This is a genomic window from Curvibacter fontanus, from assembly GCF_054780335.1.
The window spans coordinates 1-17,070 of sequence record NZ_BAAGWN010000037.1 but is presented as its reverse complement, the minus strand read 5'-3'; the positions used below and the strand labels follow the sequence as shown (position 1 = coordinate 17,070).

The following is a 17,070-nucleotide window of genomic DNA, read 5'->3' as shown; positions in this document are numbered from 1 at the left end:
CGCACCCACACACCATGTCGACTGTCTACGATTTCGAGGCCGAGCAGATCGGTGGCCAGCCCGTCGCCCTGAGCCAGTTCCGAGGCAAGGTCATGCTGATCGTCAACACGGCCAGCGCCTGTGGTTTCACGCCGCAATTTGCGGGACTGGAGGAACTGCACAAGGCCTATGGCCCGCAGGGCCTGGTCGTGCTGGGTTTTCCCTGCAACCAGTTCGGCGCCCAGGACCGCGGCAGCAACCACGAGATCGCCAGCTTCTGCCAGCTCAACTACGGCGTGAGCTTCCCCATGATGGCCAAGATCCAGGTGAACGGACCCCAGGCCCACCCGCTCTACCAGTGGCTGGTGCGGGAAGCCCGGGGCCTGCTGGGCACCAAGTCCATCAAATGGAACTTCACCAAGTTCCTGATCGGCAAGGACGGCAGGGTGCTCAGGCGTTATGCGCCTTACACGGAACCCCGGCGCCTGTACCGGGATATCGAGGCTGCGCTGGCCGCCTGATCCACAGGCCTGGCTTCAGACCTGTGCTGTCGTCGCCAGCGCCTCGTCCAGCAACTCCACCCAATGCTTCACCGGTGTGACGGTGCCACTCTGCAGGTGCGTGATGCAGCCGATGTTGGCGGAGGTTATGGTCTGCGCTTGCATCTCGGCCAGGTTGGCGAGCTTGCGGTCGCGCAGCGCGTAGGCCAGCTTGGGGTTCAGCACCGAGTAGGTGCCGGCCGACCCACAGCACAGATGGGGCTCGACGCGGCAGGTGTTGACCTTGAAGCCGAGCGCACCCATGTGCTCTTCCACGCCGCCGCGCAGCTTCTGCCCGTGTTGCAGGGTGCAGGGCGGGTGAAAGGCGATCTGGCCGGTCTTGGCACTCACCTTGCCGCGCAGCTTGTCGACCAGCTCAGGCAGCAGCTCGCTCAAGTCCTTGGTCAGCTCGCTGATGCGCCGGGCCTTGGCCGCGTATTGCGGATCGTCCTGCAGGATATGACCGTACTCCTTGACGGTGACGCCGCAACCCGAGGCGTTCATCACGATGGCCTCTACGCCGCCCTCGATGTGCGGCCACCAGGCGTCGATATTGGCCCGCATCTCCGCCTTCCCGCCGTCCTGGTCGTTCAGGTGGAACTTCACGGCGCCGCAGCAGCCGGCTTTCTGTGCCACCACGGTCTGGATACCGGCCGCGTCGAGCACGCGGGCGGTGGCGCTGTTGATATTGGGCATCATGGCCGGCTGCACGCAGCCCGCGAGCATCAGCACCTTGCGCGCATGGGTGCGGGCGGGCCAGGCGCCGGCGTCTTGCGCAGCGGGCACCTTGGCCTGGAGGCTGGCGGGCAAGAGGCCGCGCACGAGCTGGCCCATTTTCATGGCCGGGGCGAACAGCGGCGAGGTCAGACCCTCTTTCAACGCCCAGCGCACGAAGCGTTCGCTGGCGGGGCGCTCCACTTTCTCGTCGACGATCTTGCGGCCGATATCGACCAGGTGGCCGTAGTCCACGCCCGAGGGGCAGGTGCTTTCGCAGTTGCGGCAGGTGAGGCAGCGGTCCAGGTGGGCCTGGGTCTTGCGTGTGGGCGCCTCGCCTTCGAGCACCTGCTTGATCAGGTAGATGCGGCCGCGCGGGCCGTCGAGCTCGTCACCCAGCAGCTGGTAGGTGGGGCAGGTGGCGGTGCAGAAGCCGCAGTGCACGCACTTGCGCAGGATGGCCTCGGCCGCCTGGCCGTCGGCCGTGTGCTTGAACTCGGGGGCGAGCTTGGTTTGCATGGAATGTTCGCCAGTCAGGCTCAGAAATCGGGGTAGAGGCGGCCGCGGTTGAAGATGCCGGCCGGGTCGAACTGCTTCTTGAGTTCACGCGTGATGCGATCCAGCGGCGCGGCCAGCGGCGTGAAGACACCGGCGCTCTTGTCGGTGGCGCGGAACAGCGTGGCGTGGCCGCTGGTGGTGTCCAGCACCTCGCTCATGTCGGGGCGCCGCGGCAGCGGCAGCTTGAGCCAGCGCTGCGCGCCGCCCCATTCGATCAGCGTGGGCCCCAGGCCCAGCGGCGGCGCCGTATCGGGCACGCTCAGGCGCATCAGCGATTCACCTTCAGCGAGCTGGAAGAAGGGCGTCGTCTGTTCGCGCAGCGCATTCCACAGCAGCGTGGCCTGGCCGGCGTCCATGACGGTGCCGCCCATGCTCCTCTGCGCCGCGGCCACGGCGGCCTGGGCGCCGCGCAGGCGCACCATCAGGGCGCCCTCATGCCAGCAGGAGGCGTTGACGGGCAGGGGCAAGGCCCCCCACCGGTTCAATTGCACTAGGGCACGGGTTTCGTCCAGTTCGAAGACCAGGGTGCTTTCGGCCACGGCGCGCGGCAGCACCTTGAGCGAGACCTCGGTGATGAGACCCAGCGTGCCCATGGCGCCGGCCATCAGGCGCGAGACGTCGTAGCCCGCCACGTTCTTCATGACCTGGCCGCCGAAGGTCAGCAACTCGGCCTTGCCGTTGAGCAGCACCAGGCCCAGCACGTAGTCGCGCACGGCGCCCACGCTGGCACGGGCCGGGCCGTTGAGTCCGGCCGCGACCATGCCTCCGACGGTGGCCATGACGCCGCCCGCGGCAAAATGCGGGGGCTCGAAAGGCAGGTATTGCCCGCGTTCGGCCAGCACCTCCTCCACCTCGGCCAGCGGGGTGCCGGCGCGCACGGTGATGACGAGTTCACTGGGCTCGTAGCTGACGATGCCGGTCAGGGGCCGGGTGTCCAGCACTTCGCCCTGGAGTGACTGGCCGTAGAAATCCTTGCTGCCGCCGCCGCGGATGCGCAATGGGGTGCCGGTGGCGGCGGCCTGGCGCACGCGCTCGGTGATGTTTTGCAGGGCTGTGTCCATGCCGCCATATTAACGGCTGACGGGGGCGCCAATGAAAAAAGGCCCGCTCGAGCTTGCGCTCTTGCGGGCCTGAACCAGAGGAGACTCTCGCTTGCTCTGGTGCGGCAGCCGGTGCGCAAGGCGCCGGCTGCCGTCCATTGCTCGTTTAACGGTTGTAGGCGGTTTCGCCGTGGGCCGTGATGTCCAGACCCTGGCGCTCGTCTTCTTCGCTGACGCGCAGGCCGACGGTCAGATCGACAATCTTGTAGGCGATGAAGGAAACCACGCCAGACCAGACGACGGTGATCATCACGGCCTTGGCCTGGATCCACACCTGAGCGGCGATGGAGTAGTCGGCCGGGGTCACCATGCCGGCCGTGACCCAGTCACCGACCAGGCTCGGGCCACCCAGGGACGGGCTGTTGAACACGCCGGTCAGCAGGGCGCCGAGGATACCGCCCACGCCGTGCACACCGAACACGTCGAGCGAGTCGTCGGCGCCCAGCAGCTTCTTCAGACCGCTGACACCCCACAGGCAGATGAAGCCGGCGAGCAGGCCGACGATCAGCGCGCCACCGATGCCGACGTTGCCGGCAGCGGGGGTGATGGCCACCAGGCCGGCGACGGCGCCGGAAGCGGCGCCCAGCATGGAGGCCTTGCCCTTGAGCAGCGCCTCACCCACGCACCAGGCCAGCACGGCAGCGGCGGTGGCCACGAAGGTGTTGGCGAAGGCCAGGGCGGCGAAGCCGTTCGCTTCCAGGGCGGAGCCGGCGTTGAAGCCGAACCAGCCCACCCACAGCAGGGCGGAACCCACCATGGTCAGCGTCAGGCTGTGCGGCGCCATGGCCTCCTTGCCGTAGCCGATGCGCTTGCCCACCATGTAGGCGCCCACCAGGCCAGCGACGGCGGCGTTGATGTGCACCACGGTGCCACCGGCGAAGTCCAGTGCGCCCATCTGCCAGATATAGCCGGCCTTGCCGTTCATGGCATCGACGACTTCCTTGGCGCTGTAGGCGTCCGGGCCCATCCAGAACCAGACCATGTGCGCGATCGGTGCATAGCTGAAGGTGAACCACAGGGCCATGAACATCAGCACGGCCGAGAACTTCATGCGCTCGGCGAAGGCGCCGACGATCAGCGCGCAGGTGATGCCCGCGAAGGTCGCCTGGAAGGCGGCGAACACGATCTCGGGAATATAGACACCCTTGCTGAAGGTCGCGGCGGGGGCGAAGGTACCGGCGACGTTGTCCCAGATGCCCTTCATGAACAGGCGGTCAAAGCCGCCGATGAAGGCGTTGCCTTCCGTGAAAGCGAGGCTGTAGCCATAGATGAACCACAGAACGACGATCAGCGAGAAGGTCACCATCACCTGCATCAGCACGGACAGCATGTTCTTGCTGCGGACCAGGCCGCCGTAGAACAGGGCCAGGCCGGGCACGGTCATCATGATGACCAGCAGCGTGGAGACCATCATCCAGGCGGTGTCGCCCTTGTTGGGCACGGGAGCGGCGGCAGCCGGAGCCGCAGCGTCGGCCGCAGCGGCAGCGGCCGGGGCAGCTGCCGCTGCGGGAGCGGCGGCCTCGGCAGCCGGTGCGGTCTGGGACCAGACTGCGGCCGAGCCGGCCAGCAGGCCCAGGCCCAGCGCGAAGGAGACAATTAGTTTTTTCATGTCAGTGTTCTCTCTTGTTGTGGGAGCCTCAGAGCGCTTCCTTGCCGGTTTCACCGGTGCGGATGCGCACGACCTGCTCGAGGTTGTACACAAAGATCTTGCCGTCGCCGATCTTGCCGGTGCGGGCCGAGCCTTCGATCGCCTCGATGACGCGGTCGACCAGCTCGTCGGCCACGGCCGCCTCGATCTTCACCTTGGGCAGAAAGTCGACCACGTATTCAGCGCCGCGGTACAACTCGGTATGGCCCTTCTGACGGCCGAAGCCCTTGACCTCGGTGACGGTGATGCCCTGCACCCCGATAGCCGAGAGGCCTTCTCGCACCTCATCCAGCTTGAAAGGTTTGATGATGGCTGTAACGAGTTTCATGGGTTCTCCTCTGGTTTGAGTTGAATTTAGAAGGTGTATTTCACACCCACAACAGCCGTGGTATCTGCAAGCTTGCGACCGTTGTATGTGTACAGGCTGGCCTTGCCATCGGTACCGATGGCGGCGATGCTGGCGGACAGACCCTTGCCCAGATCCTTGGCCAGGGTGACGGAGTAGTCCGTGTAGCTGTAGTCCTTATTGGTGCCGGGACCGGCGATTTCCTGGCGGCCCACGTGCGGGACGATCGAGTAGCCGCTGCCCAGGTCGAACGTGGCCGACAGGTCGTAATAGACGCTGCCTTCGCTCTTCGCGGTACCGAACAGGGTGGAGAAGGCGTAGGACACCTTGGCGGTGTAGGCTCCGTAGGTCAATGCGCCGTAGGCTTCGTCGGTGTTCGGATTCACGGTGCCGGCGATGTCCTTGTAGGTGTTGCTCACGTATTCGTAGCGCAGATAACCGACGTCATAGGTGAAGTCCTTGCTGATCTCGCCCTTGTAGCCACCATAGATGTCCAGCTCGACCGGACCCTTGGTTTCGACGTTGGAGGCCGTGCCGGCTTCAGCGATCCAGCGGATCTGCGAGCCCCAGGCACCGACGTAGAAGCCGCTGCTGTGCGCATAGTCCACACCGCCCTGCACTGCGGGGGCCAGAGCCGACTGGGCGATACCGCGGTAGCGGTATTCGCTGACCGCACCCACGTTGTAGGCCAGCTGGGCCATGACAGAAGAGCCAGCGGTCAGGGTCAGGGCTGCCAGGGCGATCTTGGATTTCAGGTTCATGTCTTACTCCATCAGAGAGGGTTAAAGGGGACGAACCGAATAAGCAGGGACCGTGCCAAGCTGGCACCAGGAATTTCCACATGGATATGTACACGTATCCGCACCAGCTGCGTTAAGATGGCTGTACAAACATACAGATAGCACCAATAGTGTGCCATTTTGCGCGGCCCCACACAAGGTTTGCACCGTTATGAGGAGGATGTGGTCATGAGCTTGTCACTGGTGCATAGCCGGGCCCTGCTGGGCCTGGAAGCTGCCACGGTCACCGTGGAAGTCCATCTGGCCAATGGGCTGCCCAGCTTCACACTTGTTGGCCTGGCCGAAACCGAGGTCAAGGAAGCCCGTGAACGTGTGCGTTCAGCCATCCAGAATGCCGGACTGGAGTTCCCGCACAACAAGCGCATCACGGTGAACCTGGCACCCGCGGACTTACCCAAGGATTCGGGCCGCTTCGACCTGCCCATCGCCTTGGGCATCCTGGCCGCCAGCGGCCAGATTGATGCCGCAGCCCTGGACCGCTACGAATTTGCCGGCGAGCTCTCCTTGTCCGGGGAGCTGCGCCCCGTGCGCGGCGCGCTGGCCATGGCGCTGGCGCTGCGGGGGGTACCCACCCAGCTGGCACTGCCGCCGGGCAGCGCCGAGGAAGCCGCGCTGGTCCCCGACATCGCCATCTACAGGGCCGGCCATCTGCTGGACGTGGTGCAGCAGTTCCTTCCCGGGCGCGATCCTTCCACGGCCGATGCACCCGGTTGGGCCAGGCTGGCGGCGCAGCCTTTACGGATGAACCAGCAGGGGCCCGACCTGGCCGACGTCAAGGGACAGGCCGGGCCCAAGAGGGCGCTTGAAATTGCGGCCGCAGGCGGCCACAGCATGCTGCTCAGCGGCCCACCAGGCACCGGCAAGTCCATGCTGGCCGAGCGTCTGGCCGGCCTGCTGCCACCGATGTCCACCGGCGAGGCGCTGGAAAGCGCGGCCCTGGCCAGCCTGGCCGGGCGCTTTGACCTGGCGACCTGGGGCCGGCGGCCCACCTGCAGCCCGCATCACTCGGCCAGTGCCGTGGCCCTGGTGGGCGGCGGTTCGCCGCCGCGCCCGGGTGAGGTCTCGTTGGCCCATCGGGGTGTCCTTTACCTCGACGAACTCCCCGAGTTCCCGCGCGCGGCCCTCGAAGCCTTGCGCGAACCCCTGGAAAGCGGCCGCATCACCATTGCACGGGCCGCGCGCCGCGCCGAGTTCCCGGCGCGTTTCCAGCTGGTGGCGGCCATGAACCCCTGCCCTTGCGGCCACCTGGGCTCGGCCCAGCGCGCCTGCCGTTGCACGCCCGATCAGGTGGCGCGTTACCAGGGCCGGTTGTCCGGCCCCCTGCTGGACCGCATCGACCTGCATGTGCCCGTGGGCGCCCTGCCCAGCACCGAACTGTTGCAGGCCAGCGCCGGCGAAAGCACGGCCACTGTGCGTGCGCGCTGCACGGCGGCCCACGCACGCGCCCTGGCACGCCAGGGCAAACCCAACCATGCGCTCACCCCCCAGGAGATCGACACGCACACCCGCCCCGAAGACGCCGCCCTGCGTTTTCTGGACACGGCCGCGGTGCGGCTGGGCTGGTCGGCGCGCGGCCTGCACCGCACGCTGAAGGTGGCACGCACCATTGCCGACCTCGCCGATGCACCACGCATCACGCTGGAGCATGTGGCCGAGGCGCTGCAGTACCGGCAGCCGGCGCGGGCCTGAGGCCCAGCCCGCTTACTCCAGCTGCATCAGGTCGGCGCGCCGGCGCAGTGCACTGGCAAAGTACAGGCCCACCGCCACCAGCACGCTGCAGCCCAGCGCGATGACGGCCGTGGAGCCGATGCGCCCCACCAGCGCGGCCGCCAGCAGCACACCGATGGACTGGCCCATGAACAGGGCCGACGCGAACAGGGACACCGCCGTGCCGCGCGCGGACGGTGCCATCTGCGTGGCATTGGCCTGCATGGTGTTGTGGAACATGAAAAAACCGAAGCCGGCCAGCAGGCTGGCGGGCACGCTGGGCCACCACACGGGCGTGAAGGCAATCACCAGCGAGGCCAGGCCCAGCAGCGTGACCCCCGCGCGCGCCAGCCCGTGTTCACCCAGGCGCTGGATCATGAAACGTGCGACGGCCATGTAGGCCATGCCGCCCAGGCCGAACAAGGCGACGATGGCGCCCGAAGCGGACAGCGAGAGGCCCAGTTCATGGTGCAGGTGTGAGGCCCAGATGGCAAGCACACCGAAACCGGAAGCGCCCTCGAACAGGGCCACGATCAGCACGATGCGCGACCAGCGCCCGGTGATGATCTGCAGCGCCTGCTGCACGAAACCGGGGCGCACCTCGGGCACGGGGTTGTGCGTCACCGCTGCATCGCTGCGCTGGCGGCGCTCATCGCGCCAAAGCAGCAGGCCCACCACGCCGAACAGCAGCGTCATGAACACAAAGGCCCAGCGCCAGCCCAGGGTGTCGGTGAACACCCCGCCCAGCAGCTGGCCGCCAGTGATGCCCAGCGTGGTGCCCAGGCCCACCCGCGCCAGCGTTTCCTGGCGCAATTCGTAGGCCACCGCGTCGCCGATCCAGGCCAGCGAGAGCGGAATGATGGCCGCCGCACCCAGTGCCACCAGCATGCGCGCCAGCACCAGCATGTCCAGGCTGGCCGCAAACACCGCGAGCACGCTGGCCACGCTGCAGCCCAGCGTGGCCCAGGTGACGATGCGGAACTTGCCCAGGCGGTCCCCCAGGGGACCGTAGAACAGCTGGCACAGGCCGTAGACCACGGCAAACACCGAAATCACGCTCGCCACCTCGCCCAGGCTGGCAGAGAACTCGCGGGCCAGCTCGGGCAGCATGGCGTCGCACAGGCGCTGCACCGCCATGCTGGCAAAGGTGGCAAACGACAACAACAGGACGGAGCGGCGCGTGGAGGCGGAAATCGTGACGGGGCCGGAGCTCATGCAGGGAGGTGGTGTGGGAAACAGTGGGCAGGGCAGACGCGCCCGGGCTTGCGCGAGGAATCACAAGAAGCGTGCTGAATTATAATCGTCGCCATGCTCAAGCGCTCTGGCCAGTCTGCGTCACTGATCGGCTGGCTCTCCCTGACACAGCTCATCAGCTGGGGCAGCGTGTTTTATCTCTTCGCCCTGCTGCTGGAACCCGTCGAGCGTGAACTGGGCCTGAACCGGGCGCAGGCCTCGCTGGCTTTTAGCATGGCCCTGCTGGCCGAGGGTCTGCTGGCCTGGCCCGTGGGGCGGCTGATCGACCGCGGGCACGAGCGCCTGGTGATGACGCTGGGCTCCCTGGTGGTGGCGCTGGGCCTGGCCCTGCACACGCAAGTCGACAGCCTGGCCGGCTACTACGGTGTCTGGGTCCTGCTGGGCGTGGGCCTGGCCGGTACGCTCTATCCGCCGGCCTTTGCGGTCGTCATCCGCCGTTACCCGAACGACTTCCGCCGCGCCATCATCGTCATCACCTTTCTGGGCGGATTGGCCAGCACCGTCTTCATGCCGCTGATCGCGTGGCTCGTGTCCCTGCTGGGCTGGCGACTGGCTTTATGGCCGCTGGCTGCGCTGCATCTGCTGGTGTGCGCACCTATCCATGCCGTGGTGCTGCGCGGGGCACCGCCACCCCGGGCGGCGCAGGCCGATTCGCCTCACGTGCCCTTGCGCCGCCATCTGCTGAGCGCGCCCTACCTGCTGGTGGGTGTTTTCATCGTGCTGCTCATGGGGGTGACCGCGGCGCTACCGGCGCACATGGTCAGCCTGCTGCGCAGCTACGGCCTGAGTGAGACCTGGGTCATCGCGGTGCCGGCGGCCGTGGGCCTGTTGCAGGTGGGTGGCCGGGCCCTGCTGTTCTTCTTCGAACATCACCTGGACCTGCACCAGGTGAACCGGTTCATCCCCTGTCTGATCCCGGCGGGCCTGCTCATCCTGGTACTGGCCCCCTGGGCCGGCCCGCTGCAGATCGCACTGGTGCTGCTTTTCGTCGCAGTCTATGGCATGGGCAACGGCATGTTCACCATCGTCAAGGGCACGGCCGTGGCCGAGTACGTGAACCGGGAACAGGCCGCCAGCCTCAACGGCGCGCTGGGCCTGCCCATGGCCCTGGGCCGCGCCACCGCACCCTGGCTGCTGGGCCTGATGTGGACCCCCGAGGCCGCCTACAGCAGCGGCCTGTGGCTGATGCTGGGCCTGAGCGTGCTCGGGGTGTTGGCCCTGGTTCTGGCCCAGCGCCTGGCGGCACCCCGTCCATCGCCTTAGCGGGAGAGCGGCTCCAGCCTGATGCCGTCGTAGCGCACGCGCTCACCCACGGCGCTGGCGGTGTCCGACTCAAGCACATGGCGAGCGCCGTCGTCCATGCGCAGCTCCACCCGGTAGGCCAGCACCTTCTTCCTGTTTTTCTCGATCTGGTTGCCGGCAATCCCGCCACCGATGGCGCCGATCACCCGTGCCGCGTCGCGGCCCGAGCCCTGGCCGATCTGGTTGCCGACGATGGCACCCAACACACCACCGGCCACCGCACCGACACCACTGGTGGGCACTTCGCGCTCAAAAGGCGTGACGGCCGTCACCGTGGCGCAGTCGGCGCAGACCGGTTCCGGCACCGGTGCCGGTGCAGCAAGCGGCACGGGCTTGGCTTGCGAAGGCGCCTGGGCCTTTTTCACCGGGGCCGGGCGCGGCTTGGGCTGGGTCACGGTTGGCGGCTCCGCCACGACCGGCTTCTGCGCGACAGGGGCTGGCGCAATGATCTCCGGCAAGGCGCTCACGGCCTCCACCTCGACTGCAGTTTTCGGCTGCAGGGTGGAATAAAGGGCACCGCCCAGACCGACAACCGCCAGCCCCAGAACGCCCACGGCAACCCACAACCCCTTGGTTCCGGCGACCACGGCGCCGGTGCTTGTCACATCACTCATCTGTTTCCTCCTGCTTGGCATGGCCTTGAAGAACGGCGGCGCAGTCACCGCCTTCATCTTTAACGCGGCATGCGGGGGATGGTAGACAGCGTCGTGCAGCGCAGCGACGTCGCAGGTGTAAAACTGCGTAAAGAAGCGAAACGCAGGAGGCTCAGAGATTGGGCGCCAGCAGGCGTTGCAGCTGCTGCTCGCTCATGCCGCGACGGCGCGCGAGGTCGTGCAACTGGTCGTCGCCGATGCGGCCCACGTTGAAATACGCGCTCTGCGGGTGTCCGAGGTAAAAGCCGCTGACGCTGGCCGCCGGTGTCATGGCCAGGCTCTCGGTGATGCCCATGCCGATCTCCTCGCACTGAAGCAGCTCGAACATCTCTTTCTTCACGCTGTGGTCCGGACAGGCCGGGTAACCCGGCGCCGGGCGGATGCCCTGGTACTTCTCGGCGATCATGTCCTCGTGGCTCAGCGCTTCATGGGGCGCATAACCCCAGAGGTCGTTGCGCACACGGTGGTGCAGGTACTCGGCGTAGGCCTCGGCCAGGCGATCGGCCAGGGCCTTGAGCATGATGGCGGAGTAGTCGTCATGGTCGTCCATGAAGTACTTTTCCTTCTTCTCCACGCCGATGCCGGCCGTCACTGCGAATACACCCACGTAATCCGCTGCCGTGCCCTTGGGCGCGACGAAGTCGGCCAGGCAGCGGCTGGGGCGCATGACCCCGTCGATCATCTGCTTTTCGGTTTGCTGGCGCAGGCCGTACCAGGTCAGGGCCACGTTGTGGCGGCTCTCGTCGGTGTACAGCTCGATGTCGTCGTCGTTCACGCTGTTGGCCGGGTACAGGCCCAGCACGGCATTGGCCGTGAGCCAGCGGCCCTCGATCAGGCGCTGCAGCATGCGCTTGCCGTCGGAGAAGACCCGCTGCGCTTCCGCGCCCACAACCTCGTCCTTGAGGATGGCCGGGAAGGGGCCGGCCAGGTCCCAGGTCTGGAAGAAGGGGCCCCAGTCGATGTATCTGGCGAGTTCGGCCAGGTCGAAGTTCTTGAAGACACGCCGGCCGATGAACTTCGGCTTCGTCGGCGCGTAACCGTCCCAGACGATGGGCGTCTTGTTGGCGCGCACCTTGTCCAGCGACCACAGCGGCGTCTGCTTCTTGTTGGCGTGTTGCAGGCGCACCTTGTCGTAATCGGTGTTCAGATCGGCGATGTACTGCGCCGCCTGCTCGCTCAGCAGGCCCTGGGCCACACTCACACTGCGCGAGGCATCGGGCACGTAGACGACAGGGCCTTCGTAATGCGGCGCGATCTTCACGGCCGTGTGCACACGGCTGGTGGTGGCACCACCGATCAACAGGGGAATCTTGCGGATGCGGAAGTGGTCGTCCTTCTGCATCTCGGCAGCCACGTACTGCATCTCCTCCAGGCTAGGCGTGATGAGGCCCGACAGGCCCACGATGTCCGCGCCCTCGACCTTGGCCATGGCCAGGATCTCGTGGCAAGGCACCATGACGCCCATGTTGATGACCTCGAAGTTGTTGCACTGCAGGACCACGGTGACGATGTTCTTGCCGATATCGTGCACATCTCCCTTGACGGTGGCGATCACGATCTTGCCCTTGGCGCGCACGTCCTGGCCCGCGGCTTCCTGCTGGCGCTTCTCTTCCTCGATGTAGGGGATCAGGTGGGCCACGGCCTGCTTCATCACCCGCGCGCTTTTCACCACCTGGGGCAGGAACATCTTGCCGGCGCCGAACAGGTCGCCCACGATGTTCATGCCGTCCATCAGCGGACCTTCGATCACATGCAGCGGGCGCCCGCCTTTGGCCAGGATGGCCTGATAGGCCTCTTCGGTGTCGGTCGTGATGTGGTCGGTGATGCCGTGCACCAGCGCATGGCTCAGGCGCTGCGCCACCGTGCCGCTGCGCCACTCGTTCTTCTTGCTGTCGTCCTTGGCCGCGCCCTTGGCAGTTTCAGCGATCTCCACCAGGCGCTCGCCCGCGTCGGGCCGGCGATTGAGCACCACGTCTTCAACGCGCTCGCGCAGGGCAGGCTCCAGGTCGTCGTACACGCCCACCATGCCGGCGTTGACGATGCCCATGTCCATGCCGGCCTTGATGGCGTGGTACAGGAAGACGGTGTGGATGGCCTCGCGCACCGGGTCGTTGCCGCGGAAGCTGAAGGAGACGTTGGACACGCCGCCCGAGACCTTGGCCCCGGGCAGGTGGTGCTTGATCCAGCTCGTGGCCTCGATGAAGTCGACCGCGTAGTTGTTGTGTTCCTCGATGCCGGTGGCGATGGCAAAGATGTTGGGGTCGAAGATGATGTCTTCCGGCGGGAAATCGACCTCGTCGACCAGGATGCGGTAGGCCCGCTCGCAGATCTCGATCTTGCGTGCATAGGTGTCGGCCTGGCCCTTCTCGTCGAAGGCCATCACCACGGCCGCTGCACCATAGCGCTTGACCAGCCGCGCCTGGCGCTTGAACTCCTCGACACCCTCTTTCATGGAGATGGAATTCACGATGCCCTTGCCCTGGATGCAGCGCAGGCCGGCCTCGATCACGCTCCATTTGGAACTGTCGATCATGATGGGCACGCGCGCGATATCGGGCTCGCTGGCGATCAGGTTCAGGAAACGCACCATGGCGGCCTGGCTGTCGAGCATGGCCTCGTCCATATTGATGTCGATCACCTGGGCGCCGTTTTCCACCTGCTGACGTGCCACGGCCAGCGCCTCCTCGAACTGGCCGTTGAGGATCATGCGCGCGAAGGCCTTGGAACCCGTGACGTTGGTGCGCTCGCCGATGTTGACGAACAGGCTGTCGGCGCCGATATGGACCGGCTCCAGGCCGGACAGCTTCATGGGGGGAACGGAGATTTCGGACATACGGCTCACCTGAAAAAATCCATGGCAGGTGAGCGTCGTTGAGACATCCAAGCCTGACAACACAGTCTGTGCTGCTGCAACGCTCCTTGGATTGCCCCGATTTTAATGGGTATTGCACCCATCTGCCATCCGCGTGTACTGAATGAGCTTCAGCCCTGAACCGCCCGCACCGGAATCACGCGACGCTCCTGTGCGCTCCTGTCCTGCACCGCCCGCGCGCGCAGCTGGCCGCAACCGCCATCGACGTCCTGCCCCGCCGACTGGCGCAGCTTGGTCAGGATGCCGCGCTGATGCAGCCGGCGCGCCAACGCGACCGCCTGCTCCGGACCCGGCCGTTGATACGGCAGGCCTTCGACCGTGTTGTAGGGAATCAGGTTGAGGATCGCGTGCTTGCCGTGCAGCAGCCGCACCAGGCCTTCGACTTCTTCCTCGCCGTCGTTGATGCCAGCCAGCAAGGTCCACTGGTACTGGATCGGATAGCCGCTGGCGCGCGCATAGGACTCGCCCGCCTCGATCAGGTCTTCCGGGGAGATGCGCGGGGCACGCGGCAGCAGCTGGGCACGCAGGTCGGCGCGCGTGCTGTGCAGCGAAAGCGCCAGTGCCGGCTTCACGCGCCCCAGAGGCAGCGCCTCGAAGACGCGCGGGTCGCCGACCGTCGAGAAGACCAGGTTCTTGTGTCCGATATTGCCCGCCGTGCCCAGCAGGTCGATGGCCTCCAGCACGTTGTCCAGGTTATGGGCCGGCTCGCCCATGCCCATGAACACCACGCGCTTGACCGGGCGGCGGGTGCGCGCCAGCACCACCTGGGCCACGATCTCGGCGCTGCCCAGTTGCCGGATCAGGCCGGTCGTGCCGGTCATGCAGAACACGCAGCCTACGGCGCAGCCGACCTGGGTGGAGACGCACAGGGCCGGGGCGCGCCCGGGTGGCAGCAGCACGCTCTCGACCAGCTGGCCATCGGCCAGCGCCACCACCAGGCGCAACGAGCCGTCCTCGCCCGGATGTTCGGAGACCCGCGTGACCAGGCCGGCCAACTCGCGTTCGAGTTCCGGCAGGGCCGTGCGCAAGCGGGTCGGCAGGAAGTTTTCGATCGGCCGGCTGCCGTGGTCCTGCGGCAGGGCCTGCGACCACAGGCGCAGCACGCGGTGTTCGTGGCGGGGGTTGGCGCCGAGCGCCTGCAGGCGGTCTCGCAAGGTTTGGATGCGCATGTCAGTTCAGCTGACCAGAAAGGTGCTACTCCCTCAGTCCAAAAATCTTCTTGAATGTCGTGTGCTTGGCTTGCCGCCAGGTCCCAGTCAGGTCCTGATTGTTTTCCAAAGCAGCATAAATCTCGCGCACCAAATCGTTATCCACCACCTTGGCTGTAAGAAGCTTGGCCAGCAGTTCATAGCCATGCCAGACCTTCAGCCCTGTCTCCGCTGCCAGGGTATGCATACCGAGATCATCGGTCACCACAATGGCTCCTTTGACTTGTCCGTATGCCAACAGCCAGCAATCCGTAAAGCCCGGTGGTGACCGACCGTTCGATGTGTATTGCTGCACGTCCATCTGCACCGTACCAAGCAAGACGTCTTGTACCAGCCGCATGTCTTCTTTCTCGGCTGTCGTGAGACGCACCTGCTTGGCCAAACGCTCTTCCGCGAACTCGGCCGCATCGAACCAAGGGTTCAGAAATTTCAGCCTGGCATTGCGATGCACCTCGTCTTCCACCGCCTTGAGGATAACCAGCACATATGGCACCTGCCCAAACTGCCTTCCCACCGCTGGCCGGATGCGCTTTGCCAGCCGTAAGTAGGTATTGGTGTCCAGCAGGACCTGGGTGGTCACCTGGCCAGTTCCTTATGCAGGGCAACGGCATCCTGCATCGGGATATCCATGACCTGCTGCAGGTAACCAGGACCGGTTCCCTGCTGAGTGACCATGCGGCGCATGGCTTGAAAGACTGGGCTCTTGAACTGCTTTTCCGCTGCCGCGATAAAGACCAAAGGCTCCGGAGGCAAAGGGGCAAACAACAGCTCACTCACCAGCCTGCCGCGCTGCGCATTGCGCATGGCATGTACTTCTACCGCCTCATGCTTCAAGGGCGACAAGCCGTGTGCACGGGCAAACCGGTTGGTTTCCTCGAAAACACTGAACAGCGAAATGCCATGCTCGGCCGCAAATTCCTGCAACACCCTGGACTCATGGGTTTTGTTCCGCCCGGACACCTGCTCGTAAACCGTGCGGGCCAACTCCATCGGGAACAACAGGGCGCCTGCAAACGCATCGGCAAAGTCTTCCCCTTCCTCCTTGCCCGCCAACTCGGGGGTGTACACGTGCGCCAGTTCGTGCGCCATCCAGAACTTGAAGTCCTCCAGATAGGTATCGAGGTTAAGAAGGATGAAAGTCGCCCGCTCCTGCGGCAGCAGAATGTGCAGCGCATTCTTGTGACTCTTCTGCGTGCCCCACATCACCGGAACCACCACCGCCCCGTTGTCCACAAACTCGCCCAGCAGAGCCTCGTAATGCAAGACGGCGCCCTGCGTCAGCCCCAGCGTCGAACGCACCTGCGCCACCACGGCCTGCAGGGCCTTGTATTCGGTACTCGGGTTCGGCACCTGGCGCCGCAGTTGCGGCAAGGTCGGCAAAAATGGCACCAGGGCCTTGAGCAAAGCCCCCATCGCCATGGCCTTGCTGATGTGCTCGTCCGTGGTCTTGGCTCCGCCTTTCTTGCGGAAAGCCACCACCGGCTGTTCAGCCTGCGGCATCTGCACCAGGTCGGCAAAGCCCAGCTTGAGCGTGGTTGCCAGCTTGAGCAGCTTGTCTGGACGAGGGAAATCCGTTCCCTTCATCCAGTTGGTGATTGCCTGTCCCGTCACCCCCAGCTGAGCCGCCAGGTCTTTCTGAGTCCACCCCCGTGCCTGAAGGGCCGTCTTGATGTTGGTGCTGTGGATAACTTTTTGCATAAGCAGTGAATTATCGGTGCAAAAACATCGAAATCAAGTTTAATCAAGCTCGATGTGGGGGCTTTCCGCCGCATTTTTCTACGTCTGTTGCACCCATGCCTCGGCCCAGGCGCCCACCATGCAGGGAGCAGCGGCATGAAGGTTTCGGCCTAAGACATCCGCCGCAAGCGCTCCTCAAAGCGCTGCCGCGTGTCTGGCCGGGTGAAATCCACCCGCATCAACCCTCGCGCATCCAGGTCCAGCCACAGCTGCAACGCGGACTCCACGCCGAACTGATTGCGCTCCGGGTCCATGCCCTTCAGCAGGGCATCGGGCTCCAGCAACCAGTCATCCACCTCCACCCGACGTGCCCGGGCATAAAGCGTCTCCAGGTCCTGTACCGTGAGCAGGTCTTTCGCCTCAAACAGCTTGGCCACACACCCCGGCTCGCAGGCGCGCCCAGCCACCCAGGCCTTCCGGCGCAGCAGCTGAGCCAGCAAGGCCGCCGTGCTGACCCGCGCTTTCCAATAGCTCAGCGGCCCGGCATCGATGTAGTGGCGTCGGTAGATCACTTCCTCATTCAACTCGCCTAGGGCCTGTTAACACAAACCACGAAGGCCATCTGCCACGAGCACGAAGCTGAGAAAGCCAAGAAACATTGCATCGAGTTTCTCGAACCGAGAGAAGATGCGTCGGTAGCCCTTGAGCCGCCT

Annotated in this window: 15 protein-coding genes, 1 pseudogene and 1 riboswitch; of the genes and pseudogenes, 3 read left to right on the top strand and 13 right to left on the bottom strand. The window is 65.5% G+C overall.

Annotated elements, in window-relative coordinates; genetic code table 11:
- Window positions 1-14 precede the first annotated feature (14 nt).
- The gene (locus tag ACYVH8_RS13385; protein WP_460489313.1) at window positions 15-500 is read left to right on the top strand and encodes a glutathione peroxidase; all 486 of its coding nucleotides are present in this window, start codon (window positions 15-17) and stop codon (window positions 498-500) included.
- A 15-nt stretch (window positions 501-515) separates the two neighbouring features.
- Here the strand turns inward: ACYVH8_RS13385 and glcF are convergent, their stop codons facing one another.
- The 5 genes from glcF to ACYVH8_RS13360 all read right to left on the bottom strand — a co-directional run bounded on the left by glcF (window position 516) and on the right by ACYVH8_RS13360 (window position 5,645).
- A complete protein-coding gene (gene glcF, locus ACYVH8_RS13380; protein WP_460489312.1) occupies window positions 516-1,751 on the bottom strand; it encodes a glycolate oxidase subunit GlcF in 1,236 nt (411 codons plus the stop codon).
- A 20-nt stretch (window positions 1,752-1,771) separates the two neighbouring features.
- Window positions 1,772-2,851 (bottom strand): glycolate oxidase subunit GlcE, encoded by a 1,080-nt coding sequence (glcE, locus tag ACYVH8_RS13375; protein WP_460489311.1) that lies wholly within the window; start codon window positions 2,849-2,851, stop codon window positions 1,772-1,774.
- Between the two features lie 145 nt (window positions 2,852-2,996).
- Window positions 2,997-4,499 carry an ammonium transporter gene (locus ACYVH8_RS13370; RefSeq protein WP_460489310.1) on the bottom strand — a complete coding sequence of 501 codons (1,503 nt, stop codon included), beginning with the start codon at window positions 4,497-4,499 and terminating at the stop codon, window positions 2,997-2,999.
- 28 nt (window positions 4,500-4,527) lie between these two features.
- The gene (glnK, locus tag ACYVH8_RS13365; RefSeq protein ID WP_057674229.1) at window positions 4,528-4,866 is read right to left on the bottom strand and encodes a P-II family nitrogen regulator; all 339 of its coding nucleotides are present in this window, start codon (window positions 4,864-4,866) and stop codon (window positions 4,528-4,530) included.
- A 26-nt stretch (window positions 4,867-4,892) separates the two neighbouring features.
- Window positions 4,893-5,645 carry a TorF family putative porin gene (locus ACYVH8_RS13360; RefSeq protein WP_460489309.1) on the bottom strand — a complete coding sequence of 251 codons (753 nt, stop codon included), beginning with the start codon at window positions 5,643-5,645 and terminating at the stop codon, window positions 4,893-4,895.
- Between the two features lie 207 nt (window positions 5,646-5,852).
- Between ACYVH8_RS13360 and ACYVH8_RS13355 the strand changes: the two genes are divergently transcribed.
- Window positions 5,853-7,373, top strand: coding sequence for a YifB family Mg chelatase-like AAA ATPase (locus ACYVH8_RS13355; RefSeq protein WP_460489308.1), 1,521 nt, complete (start codon window positions 5,853-5,855; stop codon window positions 7,371-7,373).
- 12 nt (window positions 7,374-7,385) lie between these two features.
- Here ACYVH8_RS13355 and ACYVH8_RS13350 read toward each other — a convergent pair whose 3' ends face one another.
- Window positions 7,386-8,606 (bottom strand): MFS transporter, encoded by a 1,221-nt coding sequence (locus ACYVH8_RS13350; RefSeq protein ID WP_460489307.1) that lies wholly within the window; start codon window positions 8,604-8,606, stop codon window positions 7,386-7,388.
- Between the two features lie 93 nt (window positions 8,607-8,699).
- On the opposite strand from ACYVH8_RS13350, the gene ACYVH8_RS13345 reads away from it, so the two are divergent.
- Entirely contained in the window at window positions 8,700-9,908 is a 1,209-nt protein-coding gene (locus ACYVH8_RS13345; RefSeq protein ID WP_460489306.1) for an MFS transporter, read from the top strand.
- Here the strand turns inward: ACYVH8_RS13345 and ACYVH8_RS13340 are convergent.
- The 7 genes and pseudogenes from ACYVH8_RS13340 to ACYVH8_RS13310 form a co-directional block, all read right to left on the bottom strand.
- Window positions 9,905-10,561: an outer membrane lipoprotein gene (locus ACYVH8_RS13340; protein ID WP_460489305.1), complete on the bottom strand. Its 657-nt coding sequence runs from the start codon at window positions 10,559-10,561 to the stop codon at window positions 9,905-9,907. The genes ACYVH8_RS13345 and ACYVH8_RS13340 overlap by 4 nt on opposite strands.
- Window positions 10,562-10,712: 151 nt before the next feature.
- Window positions 10,713-13,433 carry a methionine synthase gene (gene metH / locus ACYVH8_RS13335; protein ID WP_460489304.1) on the bottom strand — a complete coding sequence of 907 codons (2,721 nt, stop codon included), beginning with the start codon at window positions 13,431-13,433 and terminating at the stop codon, window positions 10,713-10,715.
- A gap of 23 nt (window positions 13,434-13,456) precedes the next feature.
- Window positions 13,457-13,527, bottom strand: a riboswitch (S-adenosyl-L-homocysteine riboswitch).
- 55 nt (window positions 13,528-13,582) lie between these two features.
- Window positions 13,583-14,641, bottom strand: coding sequence for an RNA methyltransferase (locus ACYVH8_RS13330; RefSeq protein ID WP_460489303.1), 1,059 nt, complete (start codon window positions 14,639-14,641; stop codon window positions 13,583-13,585).
- Window positions 14,642-14,666: 25 nt separating this feature from the next.
- Window positions 14,667-15,260, bottom strand: coding sequence for a hypothetical protein (locus tag ACYVH8_RS13325; protein WP_460489302.1), 594 nt, complete (start codon window positions 15,258-15,260; stop codon window positions 14,667-14,669).
- Complete coding sequence (locus tag ACYVH8_RS13320; protein WP_460489301.1) at window positions 15,257-16,378, bottom strand: XRE family transcriptional regulator; 1,122 nt, start codon at window positions 16,376-16,378, stop codon at window positions 15,257-15,259. Before ACYVH8_RS13320 ends, ACYVH8_RS13325 begins: the two co-directional genes overlap by 4 nt.
- A 149-nt stretch (window positions 16,379-16,527) precedes the next feature.
- Window positions 16,528-16,929, bottom strand: coding sequence for a hypothetical protein (locus ACYVH8_RS13315; RefSeq protein WP_460489300.1), 402 nt, complete (start codon window positions 16,927-16,929; stop codon window positions 16,528-16,530).
- Between the two features lie 27 nt (window positions 16,930-16,956).
- Window positions 16,957-17,070 (bottom strand): annotated as a pseudogene (locus tag ACYVH8_RS13310) (IS5-like element ISCARN85 family transposase); the annotation flags it as partial.

What these genes read in the sequence shown, in the direction of transcription:
- ACYVH8_RS13385 (WP_460489313.1), top strand. Translation starts at nt 15, where the DNA reads ATGTCGACTGTCTACGATTTCGAGGCCGAGCAGATCGGTGGCCAGCCC.
- ACYVH8_RS13320 (WP_460489301.1), bottom strand. Translation starts at nt 16,378, where the DNA reads ATGCAAAAAGTTATCCACAGCACCAACATCAAGACGGCCCTTCAGGCA.
- ACYVH8_RS13355 (WP_460489308.1), top strand. Translation starts at nt 5,853, where the DNA reads ATGAGCTTGTCACTGGTGCATAGCCGGGCCCTGCTGGGCCTGGAAGCT.
- glcF (WP_460489312.1), bottom strand. Translation starts at nt 1,751, where the DNA reads ATGCAAACCAAGCTCGCCCCCGAGTTCAAGCACACGGCCGACGGCCAG.
- metH (WP_460489304.1), bottom strand. Translation starts at nt 13,433, where the DNA reads ATGTCCGAAATCTCCGTTCCCCCCATGAAGCTGTCCGGCCTGGAGCCG.
- ACYVH8_RS13330 (WP_460489303.1), bottom strand. Translation starts at nt 14,641, where the DNA reads ATGCGCATCCAAACCTTGCGAGACCGCCTGCAGGCGCTCGGCGCCAAC.
- ACYVH8_RS13360 (WP_460489309.1), bottom strand. Translation starts at nt 5,645, where the DNA reads ATGAACCTGAAATCCAAGATCGCCCTGGCAGCCCTGACCCTGACCGCT.
- ACYVH8_RS13350 (WP_460489307.1), bottom strand. Translation starts at nt 8,606, where the DNA reads ATGAGCTCCGGCCCCGTCACGATTTCCGCCTCCACGCGCCGCTCCGTC.
- ACYVH8_RS13345 (WP_460489306.1), top strand. Translation starts at nt 8,700, where the DNA reads ATGCTCAAGCGCTCTGGCCAGTCTGCGTCACTGATCGGCTGGCTCTCC.
- glcE (WP_460489311.1), bottom strand. Translation starts at nt 2,851, where the DNA reads ATGGACACAGCCCTGCAAAACATCACCGAGCGCGTGCGCCAGGCCGCC.
- glnK (WP_057674229.1), bottom strand. Translation starts at nt 4,866, where the DNA reads ATGAAACTCGTTACAGCCATCATCAAACCTTTCAAGCTGGATGAGGTG.
- ACYVH8_RS13340 (WP_460489305.1), bottom strand. Translation starts at nt 10,561, where the DNA reads ATGAGTGATGTGACAAGCACCGGCGCCGTGGTCGCCGGAACCAAGGGG.
- ACYVH8_RS13370 (WP_460489310.1), bottom strand. Translation starts at nt 4,499, where the DNA reads ATGAAAAAACTAATTGTCTCCTTCGCGCTGGGCCTGGGCCTGCTGGCC.